Source organism: Thioalkalivibrio sp. (assembly GCF_007692535.1).
GTDB lineage: Bacteria > Pseudomonadota > Gammaproteobacteria > Ectothiorhodospirales > Ectothiorhodospiraceae > Thioalkalivibrio.
Genome location: NZ_REBW01000086.1, coordinates 1 through 15,443, shown reverse-complemented (window position 1 = coordinate 15,443; position 15,443 = coordinate 1). Strand labels below are relative to the sequence as shown.

At 67.1% G+C, this 15,443-nt stretch carries 16 protein-coding genes; 5 read left to right on the top strand and 11 right to left on the bottom strand.

The features are described from left to right. Positions 1-28 precede the first annotated feature (28 nt). The gene (gene msrB, locus EA346_RS03605; RefSeq protein ID WP_296755746.1) at positions 29-424 is read right to left on the bottom strand and encodes a peptide-methionine (R)-S-oxide reductase MsrB; all 396 of its coding nucleotides are present in this window, start codon (positions 422-424) and stop codon (positions 29-31) included. 225 nt (positions 425-649) lie between these two features. On the opposite strand from msrB, the gene EA346_RS03600 reads away from it, so the two are divergent. After that, positions 650-2,839, top strand: a complete 2,190-nt coding sequence (locus EA346_RS03600) for an HAD-IIB family hydrolase (protein WP_296755741.1) — start codon at positions 650-652, stop codon at positions 2,837-2,839. A 60-nt stretch (positions 2,840-2,899) separates the two neighbouring features. Here the strand turns inward: EA346_RS03600 and EA346_RS03595 are convergent, their stop codons facing one another. Then, positions 2,900-3,661 carry a sulfite exporter TauE/SafE family protein gene (locus EA346_RS03595; protein ID WP_296755734.1) on the bottom strand — a complete coding sequence of 254 codons (762 nt, stop codon included), beginning with the start codon at positions 3,659-3,661 and terminating at the stop codon, positions 2,900-2,902. Here EA346_RS03595 and EA346_RS03590 point away from each other — a divergent pair. After that, a complete protein-coding gene (locus EA346_RS03590; RefSeq protein WP_296755732.1) occupies positions 3,660-4,313 on the top strand; it encodes a DUF4124 domain-containing protein in 654 nt (217 codons plus the stop codon). The two genes, EA346_RS03595 and EA346_RS03590, sit on opposite strands and share 2 nt — an antisense overlap. Here the strand turns inward: EA346_RS03590 and argB are convergent. From argB to coaBC, 3 genes are all read right to left on the bottom strand, one after another. After that, on the bottom strand, positions 4,310-5,188 hold the full coding sequence (gene argB, locus EA346_RS03585) for an acetylglutamate kinase (protein WP_296755729.1): 879 nt from the start codon (positions 5,186-5,188) through the stop codon (positions 4,310-4,312). The two genes, EA346_RS03590 and argB, sit on opposite strands and share 4 nt — an antisense overlap. Positions 5,189-5,293: 105 nt before the next feature. After that, positions 5,294-5,755: a dUTP diphosphatase gene (gene dut / locus EA346_RS03580; protein ID WP_296755727.1), complete on the bottom strand. Its 462-nt coding sequence runs from the start codon at positions 5,753-5,755 to the stop codon at positions 5,294-5,296. Positions 5,756-5,770: 15 nt separating this feature from the next. Continuing rightward, positions 5,771-6,985 carry a bifunctional phosphopantothenoylcysteine decarboxylase/phosphopantothenate--cysteine ligase CoaBC gene (coaBC, locus tag EA346_RS03575; RefSeq protein WP_296755724.1) on the bottom strand — a complete coding sequence of 405 codons (1,215 nt, stop codon included), beginning with the start codon at positions 6,983-6,985 and terminating at the stop codon, positions 5,771-5,773. Between the two features lie 139 nt (positions 6,986-7,124). Here coaBC and radC point away from each other — a divergent pair, with 139 nt between their 5' ends. Next, positions 7,125-7,796 (top strand): DNA repair protein RadC, encoded by a 672-nt coding sequence (gene radC / locus EA346_RS03570; protein WP_296755722.1) that lies wholly within the window; start codon positions 7,125-7,127, stop codon positions 7,794-7,796. Positions 7,797-7,844: 48 nt separating this feature from the next. Then, on the top strand, positions 7,845-9,047 hold the full coding sequence (locus EA346_RS03565; RefSeq protein WP_296755720.1) for an iron-containing alcohol dehydrogenase: 1,203 nt from the start codon (positions 7,845-7,847) through the stop codon (positions 9,045-9,047). A 51-nt stretch (positions 9,048-9,098) separates the two neighbouring features. On the opposite strand, the gene EA346_RS03560 is transcribed toward EA346_RS03565, so the two are convergent. The 4 genes from EA346_RS03560 to EA346_RS03545 all read right to left on the bottom strand — a co-directional run bounded on the left by EA346_RS03560 (position 9,099) and on the right by EA346_RS03545 (position 12,606). Continuing rightward, positions 9,099-9,563 (bottom strand): DsrE/DsrF/DrsH-like family protein, encoded by a 465-nt coding sequence (locus tag EA346_RS03560; RefSeq protein WP_296755717.1) that lies wholly within the window; start codon positions 9,561-9,563, stop codon positions 9,099-9,101. A gap of 221 nt (positions 9,564-9,784) precedes the next feature. Continuing rightward, positions 9,785-10,984, bottom strand: a complete 1,200-nt coding sequence (gene bioF, locus EA346_RS03555; protein ID WP_296755716.1) for an 8-amino-7-oxononanoate synthase — start codon at positions 10,982-10,984, stop codon at positions 9,785-9,787. A gap of 159 nt (positions 10,985-11,143) precedes the next feature. Continuing rightward, complete coding sequence (bioB, locus tag EA346_RS03550) at positions 11,144-12,157, bottom strand: biotin synthase BioB (protein ID WP_296755713.1); 1,014 nt, start codon at positions 12,155-12,157, stop codon at positions 11,144-11,146. Continuing rightward, positions 12,154-12,606, bottom strand: a complete 453-nt coding sequence (locus EA346_RS03545; RefSeq protein ID WP_296755711.1) for a hypothetical protein — start codon at positions 12,604-12,606, stop codon at positions 12,154-12,156. Before EA346_RS03545 ends, bioB begins: the two co-directional genes overlap by 4 nt. Positions 12,607-12,641: 35 nt before the next feature. Here EA346_RS03545 and EA346_RS03540 point away from each other — a divergent pair, with 35 nt between their 5' ends. After that, positions 12,642-13,382: a ComF family protein gene (locus tag EA346_RS03540; protein WP_296755708.1), complete on the top strand. Its 741-nt coding sequence runs from the start codon at positions 12,642-12,644 to the stop codon at positions 13,380-13,382. 134 nt (positions 13,383-13,516) lie between these two features. Here the strand turns inward: EA346_RS03540 and EA346_RS03535 are convergent, their stop codons facing one another. Then, positions 13,517-14,749 carry a trypsin-like peptidase domain-containing protein gene (locus EA346_RS03535; protein WP_296755706.1) on the bottom strand — a complete coding sequence of 411 codons (1,233 nt, stop codon included), beginning with the start codon at positions 14,747-14,749 and terminating at the stop codon, positions 13,517-13,519. Between the two features lie 215 nt (positions 14,750-14,964). Next, the gene (locus EA346_RS03530) at positions 14,965-15,357 is read right to left on the bottom strand and encodes a hypothetical protein (protein ID WP_296755703.1); all 393 of its coding nucleotides are present in this window, start codon (positions 15,355-15,357) and stop codon (positions 14,965-14,967) included. Positions 15,358-15,443 lie beyond the last annotated feature (86 nt).

The window sequence follows — 15,443 nt, the reverse complement described above, 5'->3', positions numbered from 1 at the left end:
GCGGGAAGCCCGGTATCTCCTCGGAGGGTCACTCGGGCTTGAACTCCAGCACGGCCGAATTGATGCAGTAACGCAGGCCGGTGGGAGTCGGGCCATCCGGAAAGACATGACCCAGGTGCGACTGGCATCGTCCGCAGCGCACTTCGGTGCGGGTCATGCCGTGGCTGACGTCACGATGCTCGCTGACGGCCCCGTCGGACGCTGGTGCGGTGTAGCTCGGCCAGCCAGAGCCTGAATCGTATTTGTCCCTGGACAGGAAGAGTTCGGCACCGCAGACCGCGCAGTGGTAGCGGCCAGGTGCCTTATGGGCGTAATACGCCCCCGTGAAGGCGGGTTCGGTGCCGCCTTCACGGGCGATGCGGTATTGTTCAGGCGTGAGTTTCTGCCGGATTTCGGTCTCTGGAATTTCATCGGATCGGGACATGTCTGACTCCTCGGCGGGTGCTGGGGAAACGGCTCAGGGCGGTTGGCCGAATGACCTGCGGTTGTGTATGGTTATGCGCGGCCGGGACAGGTCTGCCTGCTGTGCGGGCGTTCCCGAACCGGCGCAGCGGCTTTGTCGGGCGTTCTGGTTCCGCCCCGATCCTGCTGCAGTCTAGCTTTCATTCGGGGGCGGCTGAACGATCCCACCGAACATGCGAGGAGAAACGTGAAGAAAACCCAGAGCAAGGCACGAGCCGGCGAGGGCCTCTATCTCATCCTGATCAGCGTGCATGGGCTGATCCGCGCCTCGAACCTCGAGCTGGGCCGTGACGCGGACACGGGCGGCCAGACGCTCTACGTCGTCGAGCTTGCCCGAGCCCTGGCGCGTCACCCCGAGGTCGGCCGGGTGGACCTGCTGACGCGCCGCGTCGAGGATGCCCGTGTCGCCAAAGACTATGCGGTACCGGAAGAAGACCTCGGTAATGGCGCGCGCATCGTGCGTCTGGAATGCGGGCCGCGCCGTTATCTGCACAAGGAGCGGCTCTGGCCCCATCTCGACTGCTACGCGGACAACGCACTGGATCATATCCGCCGCGTGGGCCTGCGCCCGGATGTAATCCACGGTCACTATGCCGATGCGGGTTACGTGGCCACGCGCCTGTCCAACCTCCTCGGGGTACCGATGCTGCACACGGGCCATTCGCTGGGTCGCGTCAAGCGCGAGCGGCTGCTCGCCAACGGCATGAAGGAGGCCGACATCGAGGCCCGCTACAACATCTCCTGGCGCATTCAGGCGGAAGAGGAAGCCCTGGCCCACGCGCACCGGGTCATCGCCAGTACCCAGCAGGAGGTCGAGGACCAATACTCCACCTACCACAATTACCACCCGTCACGAATGGTCGTGGTGCCGCCGGGCACGGATCTCTCGCGGTTCCGTCCGGCCCGTCGCGGCGAGGGCAAGCCCCCGATCTGGTCCGAGTTCGCCCGCTTCCTGGAAAGGCCGGAGCGCCCCCTGATCATGGCCCTTTCCCGTGCCGACGAGCGCAAGAACATCCGTGGCCTGCTCGAGGCGTATGCCGGCAGTCCATGGCTGCGCGAGCATGCAAACCTGCTGATCATTGCCGGCAACCGGGACGATATCGCGGAATTGGAAAAGGGTGCGAGGGACGTGATGATCGACCTGTTGCTGCGGATCGACCGCCACGATCTGCATGGCAAGGTCGCCTACCCGAAGCATCATCAGAGCGACGATGTTCCCGATCTGTACCGGCTGGTGGCGACCAGCAGGGGAGTCTTCGTCAACCCCGCTTTGACGGAGCCGTTCGGCCTGACGCTGATCGAGGCGGCGGCCAGCGGGGCGCCGATCGTGGCGACCAATGATGGCGGGCCGAAGGAGATCATCTCGCGCTGCCACAACGGTCTTCTGGTCGATCCGCTGGATCCCCCGGGGATCGCCAGGGCGATCGAGACCATTCTCGGGGACCGCGCGCAGTGGCGACGGTACGCGGAACAGGGGCTGAAGGGCGTGCGCGAGCACTATTCCTGGGAGGGCCATGCGGCGCAGTACATCCGCCTGATCAAGAAGCTGGGTCGCGAGGTCAAGCGTACCCGGCGCGAACAGCGCTCGGTCTCGGGGCGGCTCGCCGATGTCGACCGCGCTGTGTTCACGGACATCGACAACACCCTCATCGGGGATCCGGGGGCGCTCAAGTCCTTTCTGGCCTGGCTGCGGCGGCACCGCAAGCAGGTCGCCTTCGGCGTGGCCACCGGCCGGAGACTGGATTCGGCGCAGGAAGCACTCGAGCGCCACGGCGTCCCGGCACCCGACGTCTGGATCACCTCCGTTGGGACGGAGATCAACTACGGTGCCGAGGCCACACCGGACAAGGGATGGGAGCGGCACATCAGCCATCGCTGGGAGCCGGAGCGTCTGCGCGACCTGCTGGCGCAGCAGATGAAACTGATCCTCCAGCCCGATGTCGACCAGCGCCCGTTCAAGCTCAGTTTCTTCGTCGATCCGGAGGAGTTCGAGGGTGTCCCGGCGATCGAGCGCCTGTTGTACCAGGCGGATCTTCATGCCCGCGTGATCCATTCGCACGGCATGTTTCTGGACGTGCTGCCGGTACGGGCCTCCAAGGGTCTTGCGGTCCGCTACATTGCGGACAAATGGGCCATTCCCCTGCAGCAGGTGCTGGTTGCCGGCGACTCGGGAAACGACGAGGACATGCTGCGCGGGCGGCTGCTGGGGGTGGTGGTGGGCAACCACCATCCGGAGTTGGACAAGCTCCGCGGGTTCGAACGGATCTACTTCTCCGAGGCCATGCACGCGCGTGGCATCCTGGAGGCGGTGGAGTACTTCGACATTCTGAACCGCTGTGACGTCCCGGCGGAACGCCGGGGAATGCACCAGCGCTGAATGCCTGCCGCTGCAAGGTGGGAGCAGGCTTCGGCGCTCCCGGAATCCTCCGGATGACGGTCATGGCCAGGGCAGAAGCAGGGCCAGGCCGGTGAGGACGGTCACGACCTCGAAGACCCGCTTGACCAGGCGGTTGCCGTAGCGGAGGGCGAGGCTGCTGCCGAGATAACCGCCGGCGAAACTTCCGATCAGCAAGGCGGGCAGCCAGTCCCAGCGCACTTCGCCCAGGGTCCCGAGTACCAGCGCCCCGGTGCCGTTCCAGAACAGTCCGACCAGCACCAGGGTGTAGGCCACGGCCTGGGTATAGGACAGCCCGTACCAGCGCACCAGCCACAGGGTCACCATCAGTCCCGTTCCGGAGGTCAGCGAGCCGTTCAATACGCCGATCAGGAACAGGCCGAGGGCGCCGTTCAGCGCGTGCGCGGTGCCCCCGGCGACCACGACCACCTGCTGGCCGAGCTGTGGTCGTCGCCAGGAGTACCAGCCGAGCCCGATGGTGAGCGCACCGAGCGCGATCTCGCCGGCGCGCGGAGGGATCTCGAGGACCAGCAGGGCTCCGAGCACCACGCCGGGCAGACCGGTGGCGAGGATCAGCACCAGCCGCCTGGTCTCGAAGGTGCTTTGCCTCAAGTGTCGCAGACTCGCGCCGATACCTAGAGCTACAGAGGCGATCTTGTGCGTGGCGAGGGCGACCGGAAACGGGAGTCCGAGAAAGATCAGTGCCGGCAGCTGGAGCAGGCCGGCGCCGCCGCCGGCAAGTGCCGACAGACCGTTTGCGACCAGCGCAATCAGCACCAGACCCAGGTGATCGAGGAGGGACATGAGACAGACGATACGCAGGTTGGCGCTGCTTTTGCCATTGATCTTCCTGGTTCCCCCGCTGGACGCCCGCATCTACCGCTGGGTGGATGACGGCGGCATCGTGCATTATTCGACAACCCCGCCACCCGCGGCGTCGCAACGGGAGATGCGGGTGCTGGATGCCCAGGGGCTTGAGCGGCAGGTCCGCCCGGCCCCGCCAACGGCCGAGGAGCGCGCGCGCGACGCCGAGGCGCGCGAGCGGCAGAAGCAGGAGGCCCTGCAGCGCAAAGAGGAGCGCGCGCGCCATCAGGCCGAGGTGGTCGCCCGGGAGGCGAGGGCGCGGCAACTGCATCGAGCCTATGCCAGTGTCGACGAGATCCTCGAGCAGCGCGACCGGCGCCTGACCATGGTCGAGAATACCCTGCTGCTCAGCAGGGACCAGGAGGCAACGTTGCGGCGCGAGCGCGAGCGTATTGCCGCCCAGATCGAGCGCGCGCCGGCCGACTCCGGTGACCTCCAGCGTTACCGGAGCGAACTCGCGGACCTCAACCAGCGTATCGAGAGGGAGCAGCTCTTCCAGCAGCGTCAGCAAGAGGCGATGAACGCGATCCGGGGGCATGCCGAGACGGACATCCGCGATTTCGAGCGTTTCGTGGTGCCGAACCGAAACTAGCGACTGATCAGGGTGCCCACGCCCTCGTTGGTCAGCAGTTCCAGCAACACCGCGTGCTCGACGCGCCCATCGACGATGTGGGTGGCGGTGACGCCACTGCGTACGGCGTCCAGCGCGCAGCGGATCTTCGGGATCATGCCCCCATGGATCACCCCGCTGCGGATCATCTCGTCCACTTCCGCGGCCGTCAGTCGCGGGATCAGCTCGCCTTGGGCGTTCAGCACCCCGGGCGTATTGGTGAGCAGGAACAGCTTTTCCGCATCCAGGACGACGGCCAGTTTTTCCGCCGCGGTGTCGGCGTTGATGTTGTAGGCGTTGCCGTCCCGGTCGAAGCCGATCGGGGCGATGACGGGGATGAAGGCGCTCTTGTCCAGGTTGTGGACGATGGCCGGATCGACGCTCTCGACTTCGCCGACCATGCCGAGGTCCACCGCCGTCATGCCGTCGGGGCCGTTCAGTTCACGCAGGGGCCGGGCGCGGATCATCTGCCCGTCTTTGCCCGTCAGTCCCACGGCGCGGCCACCGAAGCGGTTGATCAGGGAAACGATCTCCTGGTTCACCAGGCCGCCGAGCACCATTTGCACCACATCCATGGTCTCGCGGTCGGTCACGCGCAGGCCGTGGACGAACTCCGAGACCTTGCCCAGCCGCTTCAGCAGGCTGCCGATCTGCGGTCCGCCGCCGTGCACCACCACGGGGTTGACGCCGACCTGCTTCAGCAACACGATGTCGCGCGCGAAACCCGCCTTCAGGTGTTCCTCGGTCATCGCGTTGCCACCGTACTTGATCACGATGGTCTTGCCGGCGAAGCGCTGGATGTAGGGCAGCGCCTCGATCAGTACATGTGCGACGGATTGGGCGGTGGTCTTGTCCATCGATGGGCTCGGAGACGGATGAAGCGCGCATTCTAGCAGCCTGAGTCCCACAGGCTGCCAACAAGCCCGGCGGCCTGCGGCGGGCACGGACGGTGCCTGGGCGATTCAGTGCCGGCCGGACGAGCCGAAGCCCCCGCTGCCGCGCTGGCTTTCGGCGAAGTCGTCGACCACCCGGAACCGGGGCTGCACCACCGGCACGACCACCAGCTGCGCGATGCGCTCGCCGACAGTGATCAGGAACGGTCGGTCGCCGCGGTTCCAGCAGGAGACCATCAGCGGGCCCTGGTAGTCGGAGTCGATCAGCCCGACCAGGTTGCCGAGGACGATGCCGTGCTTGTGGCCAAGGCCCGAGCGCGGCAGGATCATCGCCGCGTAGCCCGGGTCTTCGATGTGCATCGCAAGCCCGGTCGGGATCAACAGGGTCGCGCCGGGTTGCAGCTCATGATCCGTATCGAGCAGGGCGCGCAGATCCACACCGGCCGAGCCGTGGGTGGCGGCCTCGGGCAGGGGAAAATCCCGCCCGATGCGGGGGTCGAGGATCTTCAGCGCGATTTCGGGTGGGGGCATGCCCGGGACTCCGGTTCAGGTGGTGGAAGGATCTGCGCCGCTGCGCTCCATGCGCTCGGTGATCAGATCGATCAGGGCGCGCGCCAGGTCGGCCTTGGGCTGTTCCGGAAACAGACGCTCACCGCCTTGCCAGAACACCGACAGCGCGTTGGTGGGCCGTCCGATCCCCTGTCCCGCGGAGACGTCGTTCGCAGCGATCAGGTCCAGGCCCTTTCGCGCCAGCTTCGCCAGCGCGTTTCCACGCAGGTCCGTGGTCTCGGCAGCGAAGCCGACGACGAAGGGGCGCGGACGCCGCGAGGCCACCTCGGCGAGGATATCCGGATTGCGGATCAGCTCGAGGGTCAGTGTCGGCGCGTCCTTCTTCAGCTTCTGGCCGGCCACCTCGCGCGGCCGGTAGTCGGCCACTGCCGCCGCGGCGATGAACAGGTCTCGGTCATCGAGACGTTCCAGTACCGCGACGCGCATCGCCTCGGCGGTCTCTACCGGCACCGCCTCGACCCCGGCGGGTGGTTCCACTGCAAGTGGTCCGTGCACCAGACAGACCTCGGCCCCGGCATCGCGCGCTGCCGTCGCCAGCGCGACGCCCATGCGCCCGGAGCTCCGGTTGCCGACGAAGCGCACCGGATCGATCGGCTCGTGGGTCGGGCCCGCGGTGATCAGCACCCGGCGTCCGGACAGGGAACCGGATCCCGGACCCAGCAACGCATGCAGGATGCTGGCGGGTTCGGCCATGCGTCCGGCACCCTCCTCACCGCAGGCCTGGCTGCCGGATTCGGGTCCGACCATCCGGACCCCACGGGTCAGCAGGCGCTCGGTGTTGGCACGGGTCGCAGGGTGGGCCCACATCACCCGATTCATGGCTGGCGCGAGCAGCAGCGGGGCCTCGGTGGCCAGGCAAAGCGTGGTCAGCAGGTCGTCGGCCATGCCCGCCGCGAGTCGGGCCATCAGGTTTGCGCTGGCGGGGGCGATCACCACCCGGTCCGCCCATCGGGCCAGCGCGATGTGGTCCATGCCGCTCTCCGCCTCCGCGTCCAGCAGGTCCATGCGCACCGGCTGCCCGGACAGGGCCTGAAAGGTCAGCGGCGTGACGAAGGCCGTGGCCGCCCGCGTCATCACCACACGCACCTCGCAGCCGGCGTCGCGCAGGCGTCGCACCAGTTCGCAGGCCTTGTAGGCCGCGATGCCGCCGCTGACGCCCAGCAGGATGTTCGGTTTGCCCCCGGTTTTCATCGCGGAAGCTTACCCCAGTCGGGTTTTCACCGCGAAGCGAGCGCTGTCTCTTCGTGGCGAAGGTCCCCCGCTGGTCTTGGCTTGTCCGTTGTCGCGTGGTAAGAAGCAGGGATTGACGAACAGCCACAGGGAGGTGGTGATGGCGATTTCCGATTGGCCGGTAGAGGAACGTCCCCGGGAAAAACTGCTGCTGCGCGGGCCGGACGCACTGTCCGATGCCGAACTGCTGGCGATCTTCCTGCGCACCGGGGTCTCGGGAAAGAGCGCGGTGGACCTCGCGCGCGACCTGTTGACCCACTTCGGTGGCCTGCGACCGCTGCTGCAGGCCGACCAGAAGGCCTTTTGCGACGCCCGTGGGCTTGGCATGGCGAAATATGCCCAGCTGCGGGCCGTGCTGGAGATGGGGCGCAGGCACCTCGCCGCCACGCTGCAGCGGGGCGATGCGATCACCTCGCCGGTGGCGACCCGGACCTTTCTCGCCGCCCGGCTCCGCGACTATCCGTTCGAAGTCTTCGCCTGCCTTTTTCTCGATAACCGGCACCGCGTGCTCGCTTTCGAGGAACTGTTTCGCGGCACCATCGACGGGGCCAGCGTGCACCCGCGCGAGGTCGTGCGCCGGGTGTTGCACCACAACGCCGCAGCGGTGATCCTTGCGCATAATCACCCCTCCGGGGTGGCCGAGCCGTCGCGAGCCGACGAGGCGATCACGCGACGATTGCAGGAGGCGCTGGGTCTGGTCGATGTGCGGGTGCTCGATCACGTGATCGTCGCCGACGAGACCCTGTCGTTTGCCGAGCGGGGGCTGATCTGACACGGGTCGGCCACCGGTGATGTGGTGATAACAGCAAGGGGGACGAGCATGGCGAGGGATTTTGCGATCGCGCGCCTGCCACGGATCGAGTTCGGGGCCGGTGTGCGGCACAGGCTGCCGGCGCTGGCGGCTGGTTTCGGCAGGCGGGTGCTGTTGGTGACGGGCAGCCGTTCGCTGCTGCAGGGTCCGTTCTGGCCGGAACTCGAGGCCGGTTTCGCGGCCCAGGGTCTGGACGTGATCGGTCACCGCATCTCCGGCGAACCCTCTCCCGAGGGCATCGATGCGGCTGTACAGCGCTATCGGGGCCGCAATGTCTCGGTGGTGGTCGCGATCGGCGGCGGCAGCGCGCTGGATGCCGGCAAGGCGATCGCCGGCCTGCTGCTTCCGGGCAACACGGTGCTCGATCACCTCGAGGGCGTCGGTCCGGAGCGGCCCTATCGTGGTCCGGCACTGCCCTTCATCGCGGCGCCGACCACCGCCGGGACGGGCTCGGAGGCGACCAAGAACGCGGTGCTCAGCACGCACGGATCGGGCGCCTACAAGAAATCCTTCCGGGATGAACGCCTGGTGCCGGAGCACGCGGTGGTCGATCCCGATTTCCTCGCGACCTGCGCGCCAGGGGTAATTGCCGGCAACGGAATGGATGCCTTGACCCAGTTGCTGGAGTCCTATCTCTCGCTGCGCGCGAACCCCTTCTGCGATGCGCTGGCCCTGGACGGGATGGCCCATGCGCGCGACAGCCTGCTCGCGCTGTATCGCGACCCCGGAAACGCCACGGCCCGGGCCGGAATGGCCTATGCATCGCTGCTGTCCGGCATCACCCTCGCGCAGACCGGGTTGGGGTCCGTCCACGGTCTGGCGGCGCCGCTGGGCGCCTTCTTCCCGATCCCGCACGGTGTGGCCTGCGGCACACTGGTGGCTGCCGCCACCGCGGTGAATATCCGGGCCCTGTCCGAGCGCGACCCGGGACATCCCGCGCTGGCGCGGTATGCCGTCGTGGGCCGCCTGCTGACGGGCCGGGACTCTCTTGATGACGGCGATGCCCGCGCCGCCCTGGTCGAGCGGCTGGAGGCGTGGACGGGGCTGCTGGATCTGCCGACCCTGGACCGCTTCGGGATCACCGCCGGGGATCATCCCCGGATCGTTGCCAACAGCCGGGGTTCCAGCATGAAGACCAACCCCATCGTGCTGCAGGACGCGGAGGTTGCCGCGATCCTGGAGGCGCGGCAGGCCGCCGCGGACGCGGGCTGAGCGCAGGCCCGCTCGTGCCTGTGTGCCCGCGGCGACAGGGGTCTGCGCGTTTCAGGTGTACAGGCAGATGTTGGATTCGCCCGCGGAGTCGAAAAAGGTGGCCGCGCCCGCGAACTCGATTCCCTTGATGAGATCCTGCTTGCGGTAGGCGTGGAGTTCGGCGGTCATCTGGCACGCGAACATCCGCACCTCGGCGTCCAGGCATAGCTGGCGCAGTTCGGCGATGTCCGCGACCCCCTTGGCCTCCAGTCTCGCCCGCATCTTCCTCGTGAAGAGACCCTGCATGCCCGGAAGCAGCTGCAGCACGACCGGCATCCGTGTTGCGATGGCGGGGTTACCCAGCGGGCTCATGTCCAGATACTGCAGGTCCTGCTTCAGCAGCCGGAGCCCGTAAAACGTGAAGAACATCCGGCACTCGTAACCAAGAGCGGTCGCCGTCGAGGCGAGGATGAAGGGCGGGTAGGCTGCGTCCAGCGTACCCTTGGTGACAATGATGGTGATGATCTTCGCAGGCATTGCAAACGGCTCCGGTACGGATGGTCCAACGACAGGTATCCTGAGTGGCACGGAAGCTCCGCAGAGGATCCCTTCGCGCGCAAGGCGCGCTCCTACAAGGGCAGGGACCCGTAGGAGCCTGCCTTGCAGGAGAATATTCTGGCGGTTTCGCTGCGGCCAATGCGATTTTCCTTGCCTGCGGAGGATTGTTGATCATCAGGACAGGTATTGATTGATTGACGTCAAAGGGCTTGCTGATATGCCGTGCGGGTCCGTGCCAGCACCCGTTCCAGGGTCTCCAGCAGCCGATCGACCTGGGTCTCCGAATGGCTTGCGGACAAGGTGATCCGCAGTCGGGCCGTACCCTCCGGCACGGTCGGGGGCCGGATGGCGGGCACCAGGACGCCTGCCTCGAGCAGCGCGGCGGCGGTCTCGCTGGCGAGCCGGGACGATCCCAGGAGCAACGGTTGGATGGGTGTCGGGCTCGCCGGCACCGGCAGGCCCAGCTGGGCGAAACCTTGCTGCAGGCGTTGGATGAGTGCACGCAGGTGTTCCCGGCGCCAGCCTTCGCTGCGCGCGATGTCGAGCGATACGCGGGTGGCGGCTGCCAGCGCCGCGGGCATGGCCGTGGTGTAGATGTAGGTGCGCGCAAATTGCACCAGTCCCTCGATCAGTGTGGTGCTGCCGGCGACGAAGGCGCCGGCGGTGCCGAAGGCCTTGCCCAGCGTCCCCATCAGTATCGGAACCTCGTCGGGAGACAGGCCGAAATGCTCGCAACTGCCGCCGCCCTGATCGCCGAGCACGCCAAGGCCGTGGGCGTCGTCGACCATCAGCCAGGCACCCCGCCGCCGCGCGGCATCGGCAAGCGCGGGCAGCGGGGCAAGATCGCCGTCCATCGAAAACACCCCGTCCGTGGCGATGATGCTGGATTGCCCTGGCGCCGTTGCGGCGAGCAGGGAGGCGGCATGCTCCGCATCCGCGTGCCGGTAACGACGCACACGGCAGCCGGCCAGGCGGCTCGCATCGATCAGCGAGGCGTGATTCAGGCGGTCTTCCAGCACCGCGTCACGACGCCCCGCCAGCGCCTGCAGCACACCGAGGTTGGCCATGTACCCGGTCGAGAACAGCAGCGCCCGTGGACGGCCGGTGAAATCCGCCAGAGCTTCCTCCAGTTCGGCATGCGCGCGGGTGTGGCCGTTGACCAGGTGCGCCGCCCCGGCTCCGAGTCCGTACCGCTCGATCGCGGTACGGGCGGCGTCGGTGACCCGGGGGTCGGACGCCAGCCCGAGATAATCGTTGGAGCAGAAGGCCAGGACCCTGCGCCCGTCGACGACCTGCTCCGGCGCCTGCCGGCCCTCCAGCACCCGCGGCATGCGCCAGCGCCCGGCGGCACGGACCGCATCCAGGCGTTCGCGCAGACGCTCTTCCGCAGCCGTCGTCAAGACAGTCTCCCGGAGGTGCAGGCGCGCGACTTGCAGCCGCCTTTGCGCCGGCGGCTGCCGGGCAGGGGGGCGACCGCATCAGGTCGGGCCTCGCGCCCGAAGCGGATTGGGATGGGGTCCTGAAACATGGCTGCCTGGCGCGTTCCGTCGAGGCCCCGGTCAGATGTGCCGTACCTGTTCCCTTGGCTCCGACAAAGGCTCGCCGACCGCACTCATCGGCGCGTCTGCTGCCTCGGGCAGGATACCGAGGCGTCGGAACAGGGCCTGATCGCGATCCTGGTCCGGATTCGGGGTGGTCAGGAGTTGTTCGCCGTAGAAGATCGAGTTGGCGCCGGCCAGGAAGCACAGGGCCTGCATCTCGTCGTTCATGTCGGTGCGCCCGGCCGATAGCCGGACGTGTGCCCCGGGCATCAGAATGCGCGCCACGGCGACGGTGCGGACGAATTCGAAGGGATCCAGGCCCTCGACACCGAACAGTGGGGTTCCCTCGACCTGTACCAGCTGGTTGATGGGCACGGATTCCGGGTGACGCGGGAGATTGGCGAGTTGCTGGAGCAGGCCGGCACGATCCCGGCGCGACTCGCCCATGCCGAGGATGCCGCCGGTGCAGACGTTCATGCCCGCGGCGCGCACGTGTTCCAGCGTATCCAGACGTTCCTGGTAGGTGCGTGTGCCGATGACCTCGCCGTAGAACTCGGGGGAGGTGTCCAGGTTGTGGTTGTAATAGTCGAGGCCGGCCTCGGCCAGACGCTGCGCCTGCTCCGGGGTCAGCATGCCCAGCGTCATGCAGGTCTCGAGGCCCTGTTCGCGCACGGCCTGCACCATTTCGATCACCCGCTCCAGGTTCCGGTCGGTTGGGTTGCGCCACGCGGCGCCCATGCAGAAGCGGGTGGCTCCCTTCTCGCGGGCGCCCCGGGCCGCCTCCAGCACTTCGTCCAGCGGCAGCAGGCGCTCGCGTTCCAGCGCGACATCGTGATGGGCGCTCTGCGGGCAGTAGCCGCAATCCTCCGGACAGGCGCCGGTCTTGATCGACAGCAGCGTGCTGACCTGTACCCGGTTCGGGTCGAAACGCTCCCGGTGGACGCCCTGTGCCCGGAAGATCAGGTCGCTGAAGGGCAGGTCCAGCAGGGACTCGATCTCTTCGATCGTCCAGTCGTGTCGGATGGGATTCATTCGGTATCTTCCTCGGGTTCGACCTCGATCTTCACGTCGCTCCAGTCCTCCCGGTAGATGCGGGTCAGGGCAACGATCGTCCAGGGAATCAGGATGGCCGCAGCCACCACCCAGTAGCCCCGGTAATAATTCAGGTCGGGCGGAAAGAAGGTCGCCACCACGATCAGCGATCCCATGAGCCCGTAGTAGCGGTAGGCGGCCCACTGGGTGAACTGCCCGACGCGGTCTTCCGGATGGTGGCGGCACATCGCGTACACCATCATCGAGGCGCCGAACCAGAAGATCAGTGGTACGATCCCCATGATCGCGGCGATGATGGTGGCGATGCCCACCTCGCCGCTGACAAGGAACAGCGGTACACCAGCCAGGGAGACGGCGATGAGATTCCCCCAGTCGAAGGTCGAGGCGGCGCGGCGGCAGGAACGCCCGGAGACGGTCTTGGTTGCCATGAAGGGCCATCCGGAAAAACCGTTATCTTAGCACCGTGCCGGTATCCGACCCAGAATTCCCCATAGCCGCATCCGGTCCCCGGGTCCGATCGATCTCCGCCTGGGCGGGAGCGATCCTGGAATGGTTGTACCCGGATCGCTGCGTACTCTGCCTGGCCCCGTCCGGCAGTGGCATCTGCGCGGCCTGCACCGCGGACCTGGTGCAGTCGGGACCTTCCTGCCCAACCTGCGCCGAGCCGCTTCCGGTTGCCGGTTCCTGCGCTGCCTGTCAACGCGCGCCTCCGCCGCTGGATGCGGTGTGGGTGCCCTTCGCGTATGCCTGGCCGCTGATCCAGCTGCTGCTGGGTTACAAGAGTGGAGGGCGGCCGCAGCTCGGGCGTCCGTTGGCCAGGCTTCTGTCCGATCACCTGGCCGCGGACGCGACGCTGGACGTGGATTGCGTGATCCCGGTGCCACTGCACGGGCAGCGGTTGGCGCAGCGGGGGTTCAACCAGGCCGAGCAATTGGCACGGGTGCTATGCCGTACCCGTGGGCTTCGGCTGGAGAAGCGTGCTGTCCGGCGTATCGTCGCCACACCAAGTCAGCAGGGGCTGAGCCGCCGGGCGCGCAAGGCCAATCTGCGCGGCGCCTTTGCGGTGGAGCGGGATCTTTCCGGGCTCCGGGTGCTGCTGGTGGACGACGTGATGACGACCGGAACCACGCTCACTGTGCTTGCGCGGGAGGTGCGCAAGGCGGGCGCGGCCTGGGTGGGCGCAGTGGCGCTGGCCCGAGCCTGAGTGGCTGCTTCGGGTGCCAGTCATCCACTGTGATCATATGCCTCAGGCGGTCGACCAGACCGATGTCCGCCCGCGACGCGGGCACCGCGGCGGCCACGATGCCGCCAACGGCGCAGCGACGGTGCAGGCGAGGGTCAGTCGGACTCTACGGGCACGACCTCGAGTTCGATGTCGAAGGTCAGCTCGCTGCCGTCACGCCAGACCTTCACGGTCACAACGTCCCCCTCTTCACGGTCCAGGATCAGGCGCTGCAGGTCGATCGGCCGATGCACCGGCTCATCCTCGACCTCGATGATCACGTCCATCCCGACGGGGAACGGCTCACCGTCGACCAGCACGATTGCCTCCGGACCCTGGATGCCTGCCCGGTCCGCCGGACCGCCGTCGGCCACGTCGGTGACCACCACGCCATGGGACGGCAGACCCAGCTGTTCGCGCAGCGCGCGCGGATAAGCCGCAACCTGCAGGGCGATCTGCAGACCCAGCCGCGGCCGGTCGGGAAGCTGCGCGGCCGCGGCGGCAAACCCGGAGAGCCCTCCGGCCCGGAGTTCGGCCATGGCCTCGGCGAGCAGGTTACTGGGCACTGCCAGCCCAATCCCGGCGAAGGCGCCGGCCGGCGCGAGGATCGTGTTGTTGATGCCGACCACCTCGCCGGCGGAGTTCAGCAGCGGACCGCCCGAATTTCCCGGATTGATTGCAGCGTCGGTCTGGATATAGGGGATTTCGATGCCGACCACGCCTGGTTGCTGGCGCTCCACCGCCGAAATGATTCCCGCAGTCACTGTCGAGTGGAGACCGAAGGGATTGCCGATCGCGATCGCCTTCTGGCCGACCTCGACCCGGTCCGAGTCGGCGAGCGGTATCGGTTCCACTTCCGGGGCCTGATCCGGCTCCCGCAACTCCAGCAGTGCAAGATCGACATCCGGATTGGCACCCACTACCCGCACGGGATGTTCCTTGTCGGGGCTGCCCAGGAACGAAACCGTCAGCGTGGCGCCGGGCGCCAGGTCCACCTCCTCTTCGGTGGCTTCGCCCAGTACCAGAGCCACCACGTGGAAGTTGGTGATGATGCGGCCGTTGCCATCGACGACGAAACCGCTGCCCCCGGCGAATCGCTGTCCTTCGCCCGCGGCCTCGGCCGGTTCGCCATTCGCCCTCACGCGTACCGCGACGACCGAGGCGGCGACCTCGCGGACCACCTCGATGGTGTTCCGCTCATAGGCCAGCCGGTCCTCCACGCCAGTGGGCATTTCCGACGACAACGGCAATGCGAGCAGGCTGCCGAGCAGCAGTGTCACCAGCGACCACTTGCGGGCGCGGCGTGCGCGTACCGTAATGCTTCGTGCGGCCGTTCCGGAATCATTCATTACAAGGACCTCCGACACGCCCCCTGGGGGGCGCAATGGGTGTCCTTTCAAAGATAGAAGATCCTGGTTCAGCAGGCCAAGTCGGTGCCCGCCGGGCTTGACAACGGCGGCGTGGCGCCGGTCAGCGTCTCCAGGAACGCCAGCCAGACGAGAAAATCGAGGCGTTCGACGAGCCCGTCATCGCGCACGAAGCGGCATGAAGCCGATGCGCAAATTCAGGCTTCCAATTGGTATTTTTTGCCCGACTCGCTGGTGGGCCGGGTGTCCTCATGCATTTCTTCGCGCGGCTGTTCGGCGTCACTGAGCTCGTAGCTGTCGGCGTATTTCGCCGGGCCTTTCATCACCATCACAATCCAGCAGCCGATGGCGACGGTAAATATCGCGGTCCACAGCGTCACAGCAATGGCGATGGCCGCAATGCCGGCCGACATCACGGTCTTCTCCACGCTGCCGCCGTCGGACACCGGGGGGAAATACAGCACGTAAAGGTAAAACAGGAGCGGAATCAGCGTGCTGGCAATGGCCGCATGCGGCAATTTACGCCAGATGGCGCGTTCAAGACCGGGTGGCTCGACGGGGCGCTGCGGATCATCGGCGGACTGTTTCATGATCTGGTTCCGACTAACAGGTCAACCGCAGACTACTCCGTCGCGCCGATCCGACAACAAATACTGGCACTGCATTGCAGGATTTA